Source organism: Pseudomonas psychrophila HA-4 (assembly GCF_000282975.1).
GTDB classification, from domain to species: domain Bacteria; phylum Pseudomonadota; class Gammaproteobacteria; order Pseudomonadales; family Pseudomonadaceae; genus Aquipseudomonas; species Aquipseudomonas psychrophila_A.
This window is the reverse complement of record NZ_ALJC01000071.1, coordinates 18,167-34,363: the sequence shown is the minus strand read 5'-3', so window position 1 is coordinate 34,363 and position 16,197 is coordinate 18,167. Positions and strand designations below refer to the sequence as shown.

The following is a 16,197-nucleotide window of genomic DNA, read 5'->3' as shown; positions in this document are numbered from 1 at the left end:
TGCCATAAGGGCCGCCGGGCAACCGGCCTCAGTTTCAGTGCAGCGCCACTTGCTTGCGTTCGACGATAGGCGAGATACCGAACAATCGGCTGTAGCACTTGGAGAAATGCGCCGCCGACACAAAGCCGCAGGCGAGGGCAATATCACGCACTTGCGATTCACTGCTCAGCAACAAAGCCCGGGCGCGCGCCAGCCGCAACTCCAGGTAATACTGACTCGGCGTGCGTTGCAGGTGCTTGTGAAACAGCCGTTCAAGCTGGCGCACTGACACGTGGTTAAAGCGCGCCAGGTCTGCAAGGCTAACGGGCTCTTCAAGGTTAGCTTCCATAATGGCCACCACTTGACTTAGCTTGGGCTGCGACGTACCCAGCTTTTGTCGTAATGGCACGCGTTGTTGCTCTTGCGCACCGCGCGCGCGATCACACAGCAGCAACTCGGCAGCCTGCGCGGCGATTTCCCTTCCGCCCGGTTCTCGGGCAATTAATTGCAAGGTCATGTCCATGGACGCTACGCCCCCTGAGCAGGTGTAGCGGTCGCGGTCCATCTCGAACAACTGGTTGGAAATAATGATGCCGGGGAAGTGCTCCTTGAGGGTTTCGATGTCTTCCCAATGGATGGTGCAGCGATAGCCCTTGAGCAGTCCTGCGCGCGCAAGCCAGTAACTGCCGGTGCAAATACCCCCGAGTGTCACCTGTTGATGCGCCAGCTTGCGCAGCCAGTTGAGTAACGGTCGGCTGCTGAAGTGCGAGACGATTGGGTTTGAGCCGACGACCAACAAGAGGTCCAGTTTTGGCGTGTCGCCCACAGCGTAGTCCGGCAGGATGCGCATGCCATTGCTGGCAGTCACCGGGTTCATGCTGGGGGCGATGATGACGCTGCGAAACATCTCGCGGCGTGCCGCCATATTGGCCATGCGCAGGGTTTCAATCGCAGAGGCAAAGCCGATGGTGGTGAAGTTCGGTATCACCACAAAGCCCACGGTTTTGAAGGTGGGCACATTAAGCGTTGCCCCTGCCACAGGTGCTGACATGCTCAGGTTCCTTTTCTCGTGCCAGGACGCGTCTAGCGTCAGGGCTCGCGCAGTCCGTTGTATCACCAGACCCGCGAGCGAGCGCAACGTGCAGTGTCTTTGAAACCTTAAGAAGCATTTGTTATGCCAATGAGCCCCCTCGATTAGCCCCTTTTTCCCTACGCAAGCATGAGCTGGGAGAGGGCTGGGTGATTAAACATGCGGATTGCTATGCGGTTTTATCTGTGGGCTGGCGTACTGCGGTTTGAGCACTCCCTGGTTGTCCAGCAGCCAAGCGTCCATCACTTTGCGCACCACCGGCCCTGCTACGCGGCCACCGGCCTCGCCGTTTTCAATCATTACCGAGATCACAATTTGTGGGTCTTCGGCCGGGGCAAAGCCGACGAATAAGGCGTTGTCGCGGTTGCGCTCGGCAGTTTTCAGGCGGTTGTAACGCTCGCCTTGCTTGATCGCGACCACTTGGGCTGTACCACTTTTGCCGGCAATTCGATACTGCGCACCCAGTGCCGCCGCTCGGGCGATACCGCGTGGGTCGTGCATCACGAGTTGCATCGCGTGATTGACCTGTTCCCACTCCTTGGGGTCGTGCAGCACGATATTGGGCATCGGGTTTTCATCTGCCGGCGGTGTGCCGTCGATGGTCTTGGCCAGGTGCGGACGGTTCCAGACGCCTTTGTTGGCGATCAGCGCCGTGGCTTGTGCCAACTGCAAAGGCGTGACCTGCATGTAGCCTTGGCCGATACCCAAAATCACCGTTTCACCTGGGAACCACGCTTGGCGGCGTGTGCTGCGCTTCCATTCGCGGGATGGCATCAGGCCCGGCGACTCTTCAAACATGTCCAGCGAGACTTTTTGCCCAAGGCCAAACATCGACATGTAATCGTGCATGCGATCAATGCCCAGTTTGGACGCTAGGTCATAAAAGTAGGTGTCGTTGGAGCGCATGATGGCTGCGTTCAAGTCCACCCAGCCGTCGCCGCTGTGGTTCCAGTTGCGGTATTTGTGGTCCACGTTCGGCAGTTGGAAGTAGCCGGGGTCAAATACGCGGGTCGAGGCTGAAATCACGCCGCTGTCAAGGCCAGCAATCGCCACCTCGGGCTTGATGGTTGAACCGGGTGCATACAGGCCGCGCAAGGCCCGGTTAAACAAGGGTTTGTCCTGTGAGTCACGCAGTGCCGAGTAGTCCTTAGAGCTGATGCCGGTCACAAACAGATTGGGGTCAAAACTGGGTTTGCTGACCATTGCCAGCACTTCGCCAGTTTTTGGGTCGATGGCAATGATTGAGCCGCGACGGTCGCCCAAGGCGTCCTCGGCGGCTTCTTGCAGTTTGATGTCCAGACTCAGGACAATATTTTTTCCCGCCACGGCATCGTGGTGGCGCAGCACGCGCATGACTCGGCCCTGTGCATTGGTCTCGACTTCTTCAAAGCCGACTTTGCCGTGCAACGCGTTCTCGTAAAAACGCTCGATGCCGGTTTTGCCAATTGACTGGGTGCCGCGGTATTCGGTTGGGTCAAGCTGCTTAGCTTCTTTTTCGTTGATCCGGCCGACATAGCCGACCGAATGCGCAAAGTGGTCGCCCTGAGGGTAATGGCGTACAAACTGGGCTTCGACATCAATACCCGGCAGACGGAACTGATTGACCGCCAGCAGCGCGATCTGATCTTCCGTCAGCTCATACAACAGGGTTGAAGGATCGAATGGGTGGCGGGCTTGCTTCATGGCCTTGGTGAACACGGCACGGTCTTCATCCGGCAAATGCAGGACGCTCATCACGGTGTCGAGCACTTTGGCGGTGTCACCGGCACGTTCGCGGGTGATGGTCATGTTGAAACTGGGTTGGTTATCCGCTAGCAGCACACCATTGCGGTCATAGATAAAGCCGCGTTCCGGCGGGATAGGCAACACGTGAACACGGTTGTTCTCGGACACGGTCGAGTTGTAGTCAAACTCGGTGACCTGCAGAAAATACAACCGGCCGATGAGCGTGCAACTGACCGCCAACACCAGCAGGGCGCAGGCAATCAGTCTTTTGTTGACCAGCCGCTTCTCGGTTTCGTGATCTTTAAGAGGGATCGGCTCGGGCATGTTCCGGGTGTCTCACGTCAGTAAACAGAAGTGCAGCAGCGCGCAGATCGTTAGCGGGCTACGAAAGTCGGCGCACACCTTACCAAGAAGCAGGCAATCGAGTTGCTTAATTGGTCGGTTGGCAAGCGCAAGCCGACAGGCTGTTGTGGCGGCGGGCTGATGTAAACTCGCTTCTTTTTATAGAGGCTCGGTGTTGATGTTGCCTTTTATTAACTGGCGGCCGCGCGCGCTGTTGCAGAGCTTACACCTTGATTGGCTGCAACGGGCCGGGGTTGAGGTGGCCGTGCTGCGCCTGGACCAGATAGACCCGCTGATCAGCGGCAACAAATGGTTCAAGCTCTGCGAGCATCTGTTGGCTGCGCATGCCGCGGGTGCAGAGGGCTTGATCAGCCTTGGCGGGGCCCACTCCAACCATTTGCATGCGCTGGCGGCCGCGGGCAAGCGTTTTGGTTTTGCGACGGTCGGTCTGCTGCGCGGTCATCCTCAGCAAACGCCCACCACGCGGGACCTAGAGCGTTATGGCATGCAAGTGCACTGGTTGGGCTTTGCTGGTTATCGGGCACGACACACCCCAGAGTTCTGGACGCCGTGGCAGGCACAGTACCCCACGCTGCACAACGTTCCAGAAGGCGGTGGCGGGCTTGCGGGTGCGTTAGGCTGCGTGCCGTTGGTTGCCCAAGTGCGTGAGCAACTGAGTGCGTTGGGCTGGAAAGACTACGACGCCTGGTGGCTGGCCGCAGGCACGGGGACGACGCTGGCCGGGTTGGTGCTGGGCGAGGCCTGTGAACGCACGGTGTATGGCGCGATGGCCGTACCGGACGATCACGGTGTTGCGCCGCAGGTCGAAGCGATCTTGCAAGCGGCAGGGTGTATCAGGCGCAATTTTGAACTGATTGATGCCAGCCGAGGCGGTTTTGCCAAGGTGGACGAGGCGTTGCTGGGGTTTATTCAGCACAGCGAAGCCGCCAGTGGTGTGCCGCTGGAGCCGCTTTACACCGGCAAGGCATTAATGGCGCTCAAACACGCGGTTGAGCAGGGGCATATAAGCAGAGGCCGGCGGGTGGTCTTTGTACACACCGGCGGCTTGCAAGGCCGCCGTGGTTTTGCCCAGGCATAAATTGCATTAGTGGAAGAGGGCTTGCTCGCGATTCGGGCTGTGCGGTCTGTTAGTTAGACGCGGTAGCGCTTATTGCGAGCAAGCCCATTCCCAGCGTGTTTGCGTCAGCGTCTTGGCAGCATACGCAGCAAGGTGTTGTCTTTGATCACGTAGTGATGCCCCAGCCCGGCCAGTGCGTGCAAGCCAATCAACCAGTAACCGATCGTGCCGCCCAATTCGTGCCAGCTTTTGATTTGCTTGGCGAGGTCGGTGTCTTTGGCCGTCAGGGGTGGTATCTCGAAGCCATAGAAGAACACCGGCTTGTCGAGGTGGCTAAGGATCAGGTAACCAAACACCGGCATGCCGATCATGAACGCGTACAAGGCCCAGTGCATCAAGGTCGCCAGGGCGGTCTGCCAGGCAGGCGGGGTGGGCGTGATTTTCGGCGCTGCGCCCAAGGTTCGGGCCAACAAACGCAGCCAGACCAGCACGAAGACGGTGAGGCCAAACATGAAGTGTGCGTCTTTCATCAGGTTGCGGCCGTCGCTGTCTTTCGGGAAGATTCCGCGAAATTCAATCGAGGCGTAGATCAGTACAAACAGCAGCACCATTAGCCAGTGCAGGGCGATGGACATTCGGCTGTATTGATCGGCGGTGCTTTTCCAGGACATGGGCTTTCCTCACGGGTTGTATTTTCAAGCTCTGTACGGCATGTATCTGCGTTCCTAACCTTCGCTCGAAAACATGTCGTACAGACCCAAGCCTCCGTTCTTGCTCGACGGAGTGCGTTAACTGTAATACGTCTGACAGTGATTACGCTGAGGCAGATCAGTTTTCAGGAGTGCCCGGCACCCTTGGCCACAGGTCGGACACTAAAAACAGGCGCTCGGCTTCTTGCCACTCGCCGTTGCCGTTTTCAGCCAAGCGGACCATTAATTGCGCCGGTGCCTGTGGGTGCAGTTCTGCCAGCCAAACGCCGAGCTGTTGTTCGCTCCATAACCCTTGTGCGTCATAGTGCGCCGGTGCGAGCCAGGCGTGGCGGGGCAACGGTTGCCAGCAACCTGCGGCGCTTTGGCGGGTAAAGGCTGGCCAGTCACTCTGATGCAACCAGCGCCCGCGCAAATGTTGCGGGTGAGCGCCTTCGGGCGGCAACGAGAGGCCGGGCCACGGGTACAACAGGTAGCCGCCCAGCCACATGCTGGCTTTAAAACTCTGGATGTCCAGCGCACTAAGGACCTCGCGGCTTTCAGCGCGGCTGGACATCGGCAGTTGATGCTGGCAGAAGTGCCTGAGCTTTCGGTCTAGCCGGTCATTGCTACCAGGGCCGAGCCAGTTAGCAGGGTCGCTGCCGTCGCCCGCTTGCGGACCCAGATATAACTTAATTGCCAATTCCAGGTGATGCACGCCGTCACGGTCGCGCAGCAGCAGGTCCAGTTCACCCAAGGTGTGGCCGCTCAAGCGGATGGGCAGGTTGGCGGCGATCAGTTCAACCCCCGGCGCATGGTCGATAGCGAATTGCCAGAGTCGCTCGTAATAACGGCCCAGGCGGCGAGTCGTGGCCAACGCCAGCCAATGCAGGAGCGGCTCGCTGTGCTCATCCAGTTCACGCAGCCAGCGTTCCAGTTGATCGGGGGCTTGCACCCAGTCGCTGCCCGCCAGTGGATGACGCTGTGGCCATGGGGTTTGGCTGAGCATGGGCGGGGCGAGGATCACCCACGCCAAATCACGCACCTCGGGGTGACGTAATTGGCGGGGCAGGTTGAGCAAGTCGGGAAAGAGGATCATTGTGCGAGCATAGCTCCCGCGGGCTGAAAGGGTTTTGTCTATTCTCGTGTTTCGACCATAATCGCTGTTTTCGCACGCCTAAAACCTTGCAGGAGCCTCATGGAGCAGTTTCGTAATATCGGCATCATTGGTCGTTTGGGCAGTTCACAGGTGCTCGACACGGTTCGCCGACTGAAAAAATTCCTGCTTGAGCGGCACATGCACGTGATCCTTGAAGACACCATCGCCGAGGTGTTGCCCGGCCATGGCTTGCAGACGTCTTCACGCAAGATGCTCGGTGAAGTGTGTGACATGGTGATTGTGGTCGGCGGCGATGGCAGTTTGCTTGGCGCGGCCCGCGCACTGGCGCGTCACAATGTCCCTGTGCTGGGTATCAACCGTGGCAGCCTGGGCTTTTTGACGGACATCCGCCCGGATGAACTCGAAGTCAAAGTCGCCGAAGTGCTCGATGGGCACTACAAGGTCGAAAACCGCTTTTTATTGCAAGCCGAAGTTCGCCGTCACGGTGAAGCCATCGGTCAGGGCGACGCCTTGAATGACGTGGTGCTGCACCCCGGTAAATCGACCCGGATGATCGAGTTTGAACTGCACATCGATGGCCAGTTTGTGTGCAGCCAAAAGGCCGATGGCCTGATCGTTGCCACCCCCACCGGCTCCACGGCCTATGCGATGTCGGCAGGCGGCCCGATCATGCACCCCAAACTGGATGCCATCGTCATTGTCCCGATGTACCCGCACACCCTTAGCAGCCGACCGATCGTGGTCGATGGCAACAGCGAGCTGAAAATCGTCGTGGCCAAAGACATGCAGATCTACCCGCAAGTCTCGTGCGATGGCCAAAATCATTTCACCTGCGCCCCCGGCGACACCATTACCGTCAGCAAAAAAGCACAAAAACTGCGCCTGATTCACCCCTTGGACCACAACTACTATGAAGTGTGTCGGACCAAGCTCGGCTGGGGTAGCCGACTGGGCGGTAGGAGCGACTGATGCTCGATCCTGCGCGCAGTTACGATTTGATCGGTGACGTGCATGGCTGTGCTCATACCCTTGAGCACCTGCTGGAGCGTCTGGGCTATCGCAAACTCGCCGGTATCTGGCGACACCCGCAACGGATAGCGGTGTTTCTCGGTGACATCATTGACCGCGGCCCGCGTATTCGCGAGTCGCTGCATATCGTTTACGACATGGTTCAAGCCGGTCAGGCACTGTGCTTGATGGGCAACCATGAGTTCAACGCATTGGGCTGGTGCACACCGGCGCCTGCGGGAAGCGGCAAGCAGTTTGTGCGTGAGCACAACCCGCGCCATGCCCGTTTGATTCATGAAACCCTTGAGCAATTTGCCCAGTACCCTGGCGAATGGCATGACTTTGTGCAGTGGTTTTATGACATGCCACTGTTTGTCGACGCCGGGCGTTTCCGGGTGGTTCACGCCTGCTGGGACGCCGATGTGATTGCCCCGCTGCGTGCGCAATACCCGAACGGCTGTATTGATGAGCATTTTTTGCAGGCAGCCGCGCAGACCGAAAGCTTCGCCAATTTGACCTTCAATCGTCTGCTGCGTGGGACGGACATGCGCCTGCCGGATGGCATGACCCTGACCGGGGGCGACGGTCTGACGCGGGCGTTCTTCCGTACCAAATTCTGGGAAGACGACCCAAAGACTTACGGAGATATTGTGTTTCAACCTGACGCACTGCCTGAACGCGTGGCGCAACAGCCGCTGTCCTCGACTGAAAAAGGTGCATTGCTGCGCTATGGCAGCCATGAGCCACTGCTGTTTGTCGGGCACTATTGGCGCAGCGGCAAGCCTGCGCCCATCCGACCGAACCTGGCCTGCCTGGATTACAGCGCTGTGCTTTACGGCAAATTAGTGGCTTATCGCCTTGATCAAGAAACCCGGCTCGACCCCAACAAGTTCGTGTGGGTAGATGTAGAGCGCCCGGAGGCTGTGCAATGAGTGTGGTGGCAGTTTTACGTTTACCGCTGTCGGTTGATCTTGGCGGGTTTGTGGCCTTGCTCAAGCGCATGCAAGTGCCGCATCGGGTGAGTGAAGAGGCGGGCGAGCAAGTGCTGTGGGCTCCCGAGACCATTGCTGATGATGTGCGCAGTTTGTTTCAGCGTTTCCCGGCGGGCGACCCAGATCACGAGTTGCCGATTGTCGAGCGCCCGGCGGCTATGACGCGGCCCAGTTTTGCCCAGCAATTGCGCGATAGCCCCGCGACGGCGATTATCCTGCTGCTGTGCATCGTCGTGGCGGCCGTCACGCAACTGGGTGACAACCTGTCTACGCTAAGCGCGCTGACCTTTGTGGACTTCAACATTCATGGGCAGTACATCGAATTCACCCCGTTGGCGGATAGCCTCGCGGCAGGGCAGTGGTGGCGATTAGTCACTCCGATGCTGATCCACTTTGGTTTCCTGCACATCGCCATGAACGGCATGTGGTTCTGGGAGCTGGGGCGACGGATTGAAATGCGTCAAGGCAGCATCAACCTAATCGGCTTGAGCTTGCTGTTCAGCGTGGTGTCCAACTTTGCCCAATACCTATTTGGCGGCCCGAGCCTGTTTGGCGGGTTGTCCGGGGTGCTGTATGGCCTGTTGGGGCATGTCTGGATTTACCAGTTGATGGCGCCCAACCCTATGTATTACTTGCCGCGTGGCGTGTTGGTCATGATGTTGGTGTGGCTGGCGTTGTGCATGTCCGGGCTGGTGTCGATGATCGGCTTTGGCCAGATCGCCAACGCGGCGCACGTGGGCGGCTTGCTGATTGGTTGCCTGACCGGTTTGTTGGGCGGGCTTTGGGCCCGTCGCAAACAGGTATAGACAATCTGTAGGTAAGCTCGCTCTTACTGGAATTATGTAAATGTCATACAAATTTTACTGAGCGGAAACAGAACCATGTCCTCTTTCAATGAAATGATTAACAACATCACCCCTGATATCTATCAGAGCCTGAAATTGGCCGTTGAAATCGGCAAGTGGGCCGATGGCAACAAACTGACAGCCGAGCAGCGCGAACTGTCGTTGCAGGCGATGATTGCCTGGGAAGTGCAAAACCTGCCCGAAGAAGAGCGCACCGGTTACATGGGGCCGCAAGAGTGCAGCTCCAAATCGGAGCCCGTGCCCAACATCCTGTTCAAGTCGGATGCTATCCATTGATTGAGATTGGTCGCGGTGCAATCAGCAAAATGTCGGCAAGTCTTCAAGCACCGACAGTTCAGTATGCGTTTCGGTTGGGCGATACCGAGGTTGCGGTCAATCCATTAATCGGGACAAAACTGCGTCTGGAATTTCTGGGGCAGATCAACTGCACTCACTGTGGACGCAAAACCAAAAAAAGCTTTAGTCAAGGGTATTGCTACCCGTGCATGACTAAGCTTGCGCAATGCGATGTGTGCATCATGAGTCCCGAGCGCTGCCATTACGACGCAGGCACGTGCCGTGATCCGTCGTGGGGCGAGCAATTTTGCATGACCGATCATGTGGTGTACCTGGCCAACTCGTCGGGGGTTAAAGTCGGCATTACCCGTGCAACGCAATTGCCGACCCGCTGGCTGGATCAGGGCGCTAGCCAGGCCTTGCCTATCGTGCGGGTGGCGACGCGTCAGCAGTCGGGGTTTGTTGAAGACCTGTTCCGCTCGCAAGTGGCTGACCGTACCAATTGGCGCGCACTGTTAAAGGGCGACGCAGAGCCGGTAGACCTGGCAGCAGTGCGTGATCAGTTATTTGGCAGTTGCGCCGAAGGCTTGCATATATTGCAGGAACGCTTTGGTTTGCAAGCGGTACAACCTTTGCACAGCGTCGAGGCCATCGAGATTAACTACCCGGTTGAGCAGTACCCGAGCAAGATCGTCAGTTTCAATCTGGACAAAGACCCTATCGCTGAAGGCACGTTGATGGGGATCAAGGGTCAATACCTTATCTTCGATACCGGCGTTATCAATATTCGCAAATACACGGCCTACCAGTTGGCCGTGCATCAGTAAGAAGGACTCCAGCATGCGCACCGAACAACCGCAAATGATCTATCTGAAGGACTACCAGGCGCCCGAGTACCTGATCGACGAGACGCACCTGACCTTCGAGTTGTTCGAGGACCACACGCTGGTCCATGCGCAACTGGTGATGCGCCGTAATCCAGCACGCGGTGAGGGCTTCCCGGCATTGGCGCTGGACGGACAGCAGCTGGAACTGCTGTCGGTCAAGCTCGACGACGCCGACCTAGCCCTAGGCGACTATGAACTGACTGACAGTCATCTGACCCTGCACCCGACCACCGAGCACTTTGTGGTCGACACCAGCGTCAAGATCCACCCCGAATCCAATACCGCGCTGGAAGGCTTGTACAAATCCGGCTCTATGTTCTGCACCCAGTGCGAAGCCGAAGGCTTTCGCAAGATCACCTACTACCTCGACCGCCCGGACGTGATGAGTACCTTCACCACCACCGTGGTGGCCGAACAGCATCGTTACCCGATCCTGTTATCCAACGGCAACCCGATTGCCAGTGGCCCCGACGAAGACGGCCGACACTGGGCAACCTGGGAAGACCCGTTTATGAAACCGGCGTATCTTTTTGCGTTGGTCGCTGGCGATCTGTGGTGCGTTGAAGACACCTTCACCACCATGACTGAACGTACTGTGGCGCTGCGCATTTACGTCGAGCCGGAAAACATCGACAAGTGCCAGCACGCGATGAACAGCCTCAAAAAGTCGATGCGCTGGGACGAAGAAACCTACGGGCGTGAATACGATCTGGATATCTTCATGATCGTGGCCGTGAACGACTTCAATATGGGCGCGATGGAGAACAAGGGCCTCAATATCTTCAACTCCAGCGCCGTGCTGGCCCGCGCCGAAACCGCGACCGACGCCGCTCACCAGCGGGTCGAAGCGATCGTTGCCCACGAATACTTCCACAACTGGTCAGGTAACCGTGTGACCTGCCGCGACTGGTTCCAGCTATCGCTTAAGGAAGGCTTCACAGTCTTCCGCGACTCTGAATTTTCGGCCGACATGAACTCGCGCGTGGTCAAGCGCATCCAGGACGTGGCCTTCCTGCGTACTCACCAGTTCGCTGAGGACGCAGGCCCGATGGCCCACGCGGTGCGCCCTGAGAGCTTTATCGAAATCTCCAACTTCTACACCCTGACTGTTTATGAGAAAGGCTCAGAAGTGGTACGCATGCTCCACACCTTGCTCGGCGCAGAAGGCTTTCGCAAAGGCAGCGACCTGTACTTTGAGCGCCACGATGGCCAGGCGGTGACCTGCGATGACTTCATCAAGGCCATGGAAGACGCCAATGGCGCCGACCTGACCCAGTTCAAGCGCTGGTACAGCCAAGCAGGCACCCCGCGCTTAGCCGTCAGCGAGCATTACGATGCCGAGCACAACACCTACAGCCTGACCTTCGCCCAAAGCTGCCCACAGACCCCGGATAAGGTCGAAAAACTGCCGTTTGTGATTCCAGTTGAACTGGGCCTGCTAAACGCCGAAGGCGCTGAACTGGCGCTGCAATTGGCGGGCGAGTCGACGGCGGACGGTACCCGCCGCGTGTTGTCGGTGACCGAAGCTGAGCAGACCTTCACGTTTGTGGGCATCAATGAGCAGCCGGTGCCGTCCTTGCTGCGTGGCTTCTCGGCGCCGGTCAAATTGCAGTTTGCGTACAGCAGTGACCAACTGGTGTTCCTGATGCAACACGACACCGATGGTTTCAACCGTTGGGATGCGGGCCAGCAACTGTCTGTGCAAGTGCTGCAAGCACTGATTGCTCAACACCAGCGTGGCGAAGCACTGGTCATGGACCCGCGACTGGTTGAAGCGCTGCGCAGCGTGCTGAACAATCAGCAACTGGATCAGGCGATGGTTGCCGAAATGCTGTCGCTGCCGGGTGAAGCTTACCTCACTGAAATCAGCGAAGTGGCTGACGTGGAAGCCATTCACGTCGCCCGTGAGTTTGCCCGCAAGCAATTGGCTGACAGCCTGTTTGACGACTTTTGGGCACGTTACCAAGCCAACCGCGAAGTGTCTAAAGCCACACCGTACGTGGCCGAAGCGGAACATTTCGCCCGTCGCAGCCTGCAAAACATTGCCCTGTCGTACCTGAGCCTCAGCGCCAAGCCAGAAATAGTGGCCGCAACTCTGGAACAGTTCGAACACAGCGATAACATGACCGAGCGCCTGACCGCGTTGGCGGTATTGGTCAACTCGCCGTTCGAGACTGAAAAAGCCGCCGCGCTGGCCAGTTTTGCTGAGCACTTCAAAGACAACCCACTGGTCATGGACCAATGGTTTAGCGTGCAGGCGGGCAGCCCGTTGCCGGGTGGTTTGCAGCGCGTTCAGCAGCTGATGGAGCACCCTGCGTTCAACATCAAAAACCCGAACAAAGTCCGGGCGTTGGTGGGGGCATTTGCTGGGCAGAACCTGATCAACTTCCATGCGGCTGATGGTTCGGGCTACCGCTTCCTGGCGGACCTGGTGATTCAGCTCAACGGCTTTAACCCGCAAATTGCCTCGCGTCAGTTGGCGCCGTTGACCCGCTGGCGCAAATACGACAGCGCCCGTCAGGCACTGATGAAGGCCGAGCTGGAACGCATTCGTAACTCAGGCGAATTGTCGAGTGACGTGTTTGAAGTCGTGAGCAAAAGCTTGGCGTAAGAACCGGTAGTCCTGTACCGGCTTGTCTCGCGCTCTTTTGATGTTTAAAAGAGCGCGAGACAATCGAGCGTCGACCGGCTGCTCCAGCAGGGCTAGTGCGTTATCTCAATATCCCGCCCCAACACCACATCCAGCGCTGTGCGCGCATCATCCAGTTGCACCAGCGTGGCATGCCGGGCGCCCAGTGCGTCGTGGTTCTCAATCGCCGTCAAAATCGCTTTATGCCGCGGCAACGCTAGCTCATGCAAGTTGGGCCGTTGATTGGAGTGCTTGAGCGCTTCACGCAATGCTAACGACAGCATGTTGCACAAATTGGCCAGCAAATCATTGTGTGTCGCATCAGCAATCCGGCTATGAAAATCCAGATCTGGCTGCAACAGCGCCTCGGGGCTCTGCGCCTTTTCCATGCGCTCATAGGCTTCGCGGATCGAGGCAACTTCTTCATCAGTCGCATGTTGGGCGGCGAGGGCGGCGACCGCTGGCTCGATAATGCTGCGCACACTGGTCAGCAAGGCAAAAAACTCATTTTGCGGTGAGCTTTGCATCAGCCAGTGCAACACATCGGGGTCGAGCATGTGCCATTCGCGTCGAGCCTTGACCACCGTGCCAACGCGGGGTTTTGAGTACACCAAGCCCTTGGCCACTAACACGCGTGTCGCCTCGCGCAGCACCGGGCGACTGACCGCATATTCTTCGCAGAGCAAGGCTTCGGCGGGCAATTTGTCATCGGGTTTAAAACGCCCGGAAACAATCTGCATGCCGAGTTCCTGAACGATGCGCGCATGCATGCTTTTGCGCTCGGAGGGCTGACGATAATCCATTGGGCGCGGGTCGATCCTGTCGGTGAAAAGCTTCGATCATAACAGGCGCCGATTAAACCCGCGCCTGGCGACGCGTGTTGAAAATGCCATCCTTAATAAGGGAAGGATTACTGGGTATAGATTGACTGTGGAGCTTGTGGCGTAGGAAACGTCTCGTTTTTTTTCGGCGGTGATCCGCTAGGTGCGTGGGCTGATAGGGTCGCGGCTCCCTTGTCGGAGCCAGCCAATGACCCAATGTTTTAAAGACCAAACGTGCGACAGCCAACACTTGAACCAGAGCACTGTGCCTCTTTCTGAATGCTAGAAGCGTTTTGTTGAAGTCTATGGCTGCATGACTGAAGTCACCGACGTACCGATCCTGACGTGTGAGTGCATCTGGCGGATATTCCAGCGCGAAGCCGAAGAAATAGTCGCCCCTGGCGGCGTCCTTATTGCAGACCCCATAGCCCGAAACCGCGCGATCAATGCTGCTTACGCACGCCTGTGGCTGCACGATGAGCGTTTTCAATGGGCCGGGCTGGCAGCGTTTGCGTCCAAGCAAGTGGTGTGCGGGTTGCTGCATGCGTCAGAGTCGATTGAAAGAATCGAAGATGAGTTCACGGCAAGAAAACAGTGGTTGGATATCAGGAGCAAAGGATCTTATTTCGAGCTTCCGGGTGATGAAGAAAACCAACGACGCGCTGACTATGATGAGGTGTCAGACAAAAACTTAATACCTGTGGATCTTCGTTTGGGAGAGCCACAAACCATGGCCCAGAAACAGTTCCAGTATGTCTACGGCATGATGACTCTGGGTAATACCACGTTATTTTTAGATATTTTTCCGCTGCATGCGTTTTATAAAAAGCGTGGACTTGAAGAACTGAAGACGTGTTGGAGCAAACGGACGAATATTTTTGGGCATCCGAAGTTTCCGGAGCTTTGGCCAGTGGGCCAGGAAAACTCAGGTTTGGTTGGCAATATGAGGAAATACTGCTGGCTTTCAGTGAGGTTGAAGCTGGAAATAGTGCCAAAAGTGTAGGGTTTTTTGCATTTCACGAACAGAAAAATATTCTACAGTCGAGCATTTATGAAGACTCACAGTTGGTCCTTCTGCTAAGAGGTAATCATGCTTCGTATGTCACAGGCTTTCCTTCTGGTGTCGCTCAAGCCATTGAGTTAACGCTTACCAGCCAATGTCAACGCGTCGATGATGACCGCACTATCGGTTTTGACGATAGCCCCATTGCAAACTTAGCTGATGTTGAGCAACGCATGGCATTCGTTATCGAGGCGGCAAATCGATTTGACAAGATGCTGCATAATTCCAATCGTAATGCTCTGGTTCAATCAATTAACAAAATTGCTGTTGTTGTAGCGCCATGACGGTGCAACTTAATCTTGGTTCATCGCGTCGGGAAGTGAGTATTACGCTTCTTGCTGTTTTACTCGCAGCAATTATGTACTGGATTGCGCAAAGTGTAGTTGGCGAGCCAGAGATTGCTCTTATCTATGGCGAACCATGGGAGGACATGCGGCAGCGCTCAAGTGCTGTAATTCCTGCTGCAATACCTGGCCACTATGCGTTTCACATACCTAAGTCGGACGCTCGATTACGCTTTATTGATCCACAGTATGGATTCATTACGCTGCTTGCCCGCTTCTTCACCATCATTTTTGATAATGAGCGAGTAGCAAATATCCGCATGTCACCACAAATCGAGCCTTTGCTGTTAGATGACGCCCTCGAGGTCGTATTGGACTTACAAGATCAATGGCGTAGACAGGGTTGGTTTGTCAGTGACCCAGAGAGTGACCCCGCATTAGCAGATACTCCGCAATGGCGCGCCCAATTGCGTGATATCAACACAGCCACGGGATTTATGTGCCCAACGGTGCAAAACAAGGGCAACGCATTCATAAGCCATTGATTATTACGAAGGTGATCGATAAGTCGTCGCCCTTGATCAATAACGCGTTATGCAATGGCGAACCACTGAGTGTGTGCGAAGTTAAATGGTATCGCCCTTCAAGCAGCGTTGGGCTTGAGGATTTTTACACCATGGAGCTACGCGACGCGGTCATCACGGCGGTCGATCTGCTTATGCCACATTGCCAGTCCAAGGAGGGTGCGCATTTCACTCAATTGGAAAGCGTGCAATTTGCTTATCAAGACATTATCTGGCGCCATGAAGTGGCCGGAACGTCAGGTTGGGGTACGTGGGAAGGTGGACGCTAAGTATGAAGTTGATCAGTTCACGGCACGCATCGTCATGGGATTTGGAACACGCTTTTAGCGTCGAAGAAGCCCTTAATCTGATGCAACACCCTATGGCAGGTGGGCAAGAAATTGCAGGCTTACAACAACTGCGCACAACGCTGATGATCAATTTTGACTCGCAGGTGCTGCAGCAAATCGAAAGCGGCGAGTGGTTGTTGATTAAGCCCGAGGCAAATTGTTTCAACTGGGGCCAATTCGAGGGCGCGGCACGTGAGCAGCGGGTGATGGATGCCATGCAGCATCCTGTCCCTCAGCCCAAGCCTGAAGTGCAGGTATTGCAGGTGCTGGCCAGCGAAACACTTGAGCCACTGGTCAATCGGCGGTACACCGCGGTCATAGACGGCACCAGTGAACTGCGCAAGATCGATGCACTGGGGTTTACGCATTTGCCCGCTTCGGCAAAGGGCGCACAGGTTGTGATCACGCTGAAATAACCCTGATCAAGCAACGAGACTG

The 16,197-nt window shown here is 56.6% G+C and carries 15 protein-coding genes and 1 pseudogene; 11 read left to right on the top strand and 5 right to left on the bottom strand.

From position 1 onward, the window contains the following. Positions 1 to 34: 34 nt before the first annotated feature. Positions 35 to 1,030 (bottom strand): GlxA family transcriptional regulator, encoded by a 996-nt coding sequence (locus B347_RS0108890; protein ID WP_019409356.1) that lies wholly within the window; start codon positions 1,028 to 1,030, stop codon positions 35 to 37. 192 nt (positions 1,031 to 1,222) lie between these two features. Continuing rightward, a complete protein-coding gene (gene mrdA, locus B347_RS0108885; protein ID WP_019409355.1) occupies positions 1,223 to 3,118 on the bottom strand; it encodes a penicillin-binding protein 2 in 1,896 nt (631 codons plus the stop codon). 196 nt (positions 3,119 to 3,314) lie between these two features. On the opposite strand from mrdA, the gene B347_RS0108880 reads away from it, so the two are divergent. Continuing rightward, the gene (locus tag B347_RS0108880) at positions 3,315 to 4,235 is read left to right on the top strand and encodes a 1-aminocyclopropane-1-carboxylate deaminase/D-cysteine desulfhydrase (protein ID WP_019409354.1); all 921 of its coding nucleotides are present in this window, start codon (positions 3,315 to 3,317) and stop codon (positions 4,233 to 4,235) included. A 104-nt stretch (positions 4,236 to 4,339) separates the two neighbouring features. Here B347_RS0108880 and B347_RS0108875 read toward each other — a convergent pair whose 3' ends face one another. Together B347_RS0108875 and B347_RS0108870 are read right to left on the bottom strand one after the other, a co-directional pair. After that, complete coding sequence (locus tag B347_RS0108875) at positions 4,340 to 4,885, bottom strand: cytochrome b (RefSeq protein WP_019409353.1); 546 nt, start codon at positions 4,883 to 4,885, stop codon at positions 4,340 to 4,342. A 157-nt stretch (positions 4,886 to 5,042) separates the two neighbouring features. Beyond that, complete coding sequence (locus tag B347_RS0108870) at positions 5,043 to 5,999, bottom strand: DUF1853 family protein (protein ID WP_019409352.1); 957 nt, start codon at positions 5,997 to 5,999, stop codon at positions 5,043 to 5,045. A 99-nt stretch (positions 6,000 to 6,098) separates the two neighbouring features. Here B347_RS0108870 and B347_RS0108865 point away from each other — a divergent pair, with 99 nt between their 5' ends. The 6 genes from B347_RS0108865 (at position 6,099) to pepN (ending at position 12,660) form a co-directional block, all read left to right on the top strand. Continuing rightward, positions 6,099 to 6,989 (top strand): NAD(+) kinase, encoded by an 891-nt coding sequence (locus B347_RS0108865; protein ID WP_019409351.1) that lies wholly within the window; start codon positions 6,099 to 6,101, stop codon positions 6,987 to 6,989. Further along, a complete protein-coding gene (locus B347_RS0108860; protein ID WP_019409350.1) occupies positions 6,989 to 7,960 on the top strand; it encodes a metallophosphoesterase in 972 nt (323 codons plus the stop codon). Before B347_RS0108865 ends, B347_RS0108860 begins: the two co-directional genes overlap by 1 nt. Further along, complete coding sequence (locus B347_RS0108855) at positions 7,957 to 8,826, top strand: rhomboid family intramembrane serine protease (RefSeq protein WP_019409349.1); 870 nt, start codon at positions 7,957 to 7,959, stop codon at positions 8,824 to 8,826. Before B347_RS0108860 ends, B347_RS0108855 begins: the two co-directional genes overlap by 4 nt. 75 nt (positions 8,827 to 8,901) lie before the next feature. Then, positions 8,902 to 9,162 (top strand): YeaC family protein, encoded by a 261-nt coding sequence (locus tag B347_RS0108850; RefSeq protein WP_019409348.1) that lies wholly within the window; start codon positions 8,902 to 8,904, stop codon positions 9,160 to 9,162. After that, on the top strand, positions 9,159 to 9,989 hold the full coding sequence (locus B347_RS0108845) for a DUF2797 domain-containing protein (RefSeq protein ID WP_019409347.1): 831 nt from the start codon (positions 9,159 to 9,161) through the stop codon (positions 9,987 to 9,989). The genes B347_RS0108850 and B347_RS0108845 overlap by 4 nt, the downstream gene beginning before the upstream one ends. Before the next feature lie 13 nt (positions 9,990 to 10,002). Further along, on the top strand, positions 10,003 to 12,660 hold the full coding sequence (pepN, locus tag B347_RS0108840) for an aminopeptidase N (RefSeq protein ID WP_019409346.1): 2,658 nt from the start codon (positions 10,003 to 10,005) through the stop codon (positions 12,658 to 12,660). A 92-nt stretch (positions 12,661 to 12,752) separates the two neighbouring features. On the opposite strand, the gene B347_RS0108835 is transcribed toward pepN, so the two are convergent. Further along, complete coding sequence (locus B347_RS0108835) at positions 12,753 to 13,481, bottom strand: FadR/GntR family transcriptional regulator (protein WP_019409345.1); 729 nt, start codon at positions 13,479 to 13,481, stop codon at positions 12,753 to 12,755. Positions 13,482 to 13,812: 331 nt separating this feature from the next. On the opposite strand from B347_RS0108835, the pseudogene B347_RS25430 reads away from it, so the two are divergent. The 4 genes and pseudogenes from B347_RS25430 to B347_RS25555 all read left to right on the top strand — a co-directional run bounded on the left by B347_RS25430 (position 13,813) and on the right by B347_RS25555 (position 16,175). Then, a pseudogene (locus B347_RS25430) lies at positions 13,813 to 14,846 on the top strand (DUF2515 family protein). Then, positions 14,843 to 15,391 (top strand): hypothetical protein, encoded by a 549-nt coding sequence (locus tag B347_RS24790; protein WP_192812364.1) that lies wholly within the window; start codon positions 14,843 to 14,845, stop codon positions 15,389 to 15,391. The pseudogene B347_RS25430 and the gene B347_RS24790 overlap by 4 nt, the downstream one beginning before the upstream one ends. Beyond that, on the top strand, positions 15,346 to 15,699 hold the full coding sequence (tssD, locus tag B347_RS24785; protein WP_337459884.1) for a type VI secretion system tube protein TssD: 354 nt from the start codon (positions 15,346 to 15,348) through the stop codon (positions 15,697 to 15,699). The genes B347_RS24790 and tssD overlap by 46 nt, the downstream gene beginning before the upstream one ends. A 2-nt stretch (positions 15,700 to 15,701) precedes the next feature. Continuing rightward, on the top strand, positions 15,702 to 16,175 hold the full coding sequence (locus B347_RS25555) for a hypothetical protein (protein ID WP_019409342.1): 474 nt from the start codon (positions 15,702 to 15,704) through the stop codon (positions 16,173 to 16,175). The last annotated feature ends 22 nt before the right edge of the window (positions 16,176 to 16,197 follow it).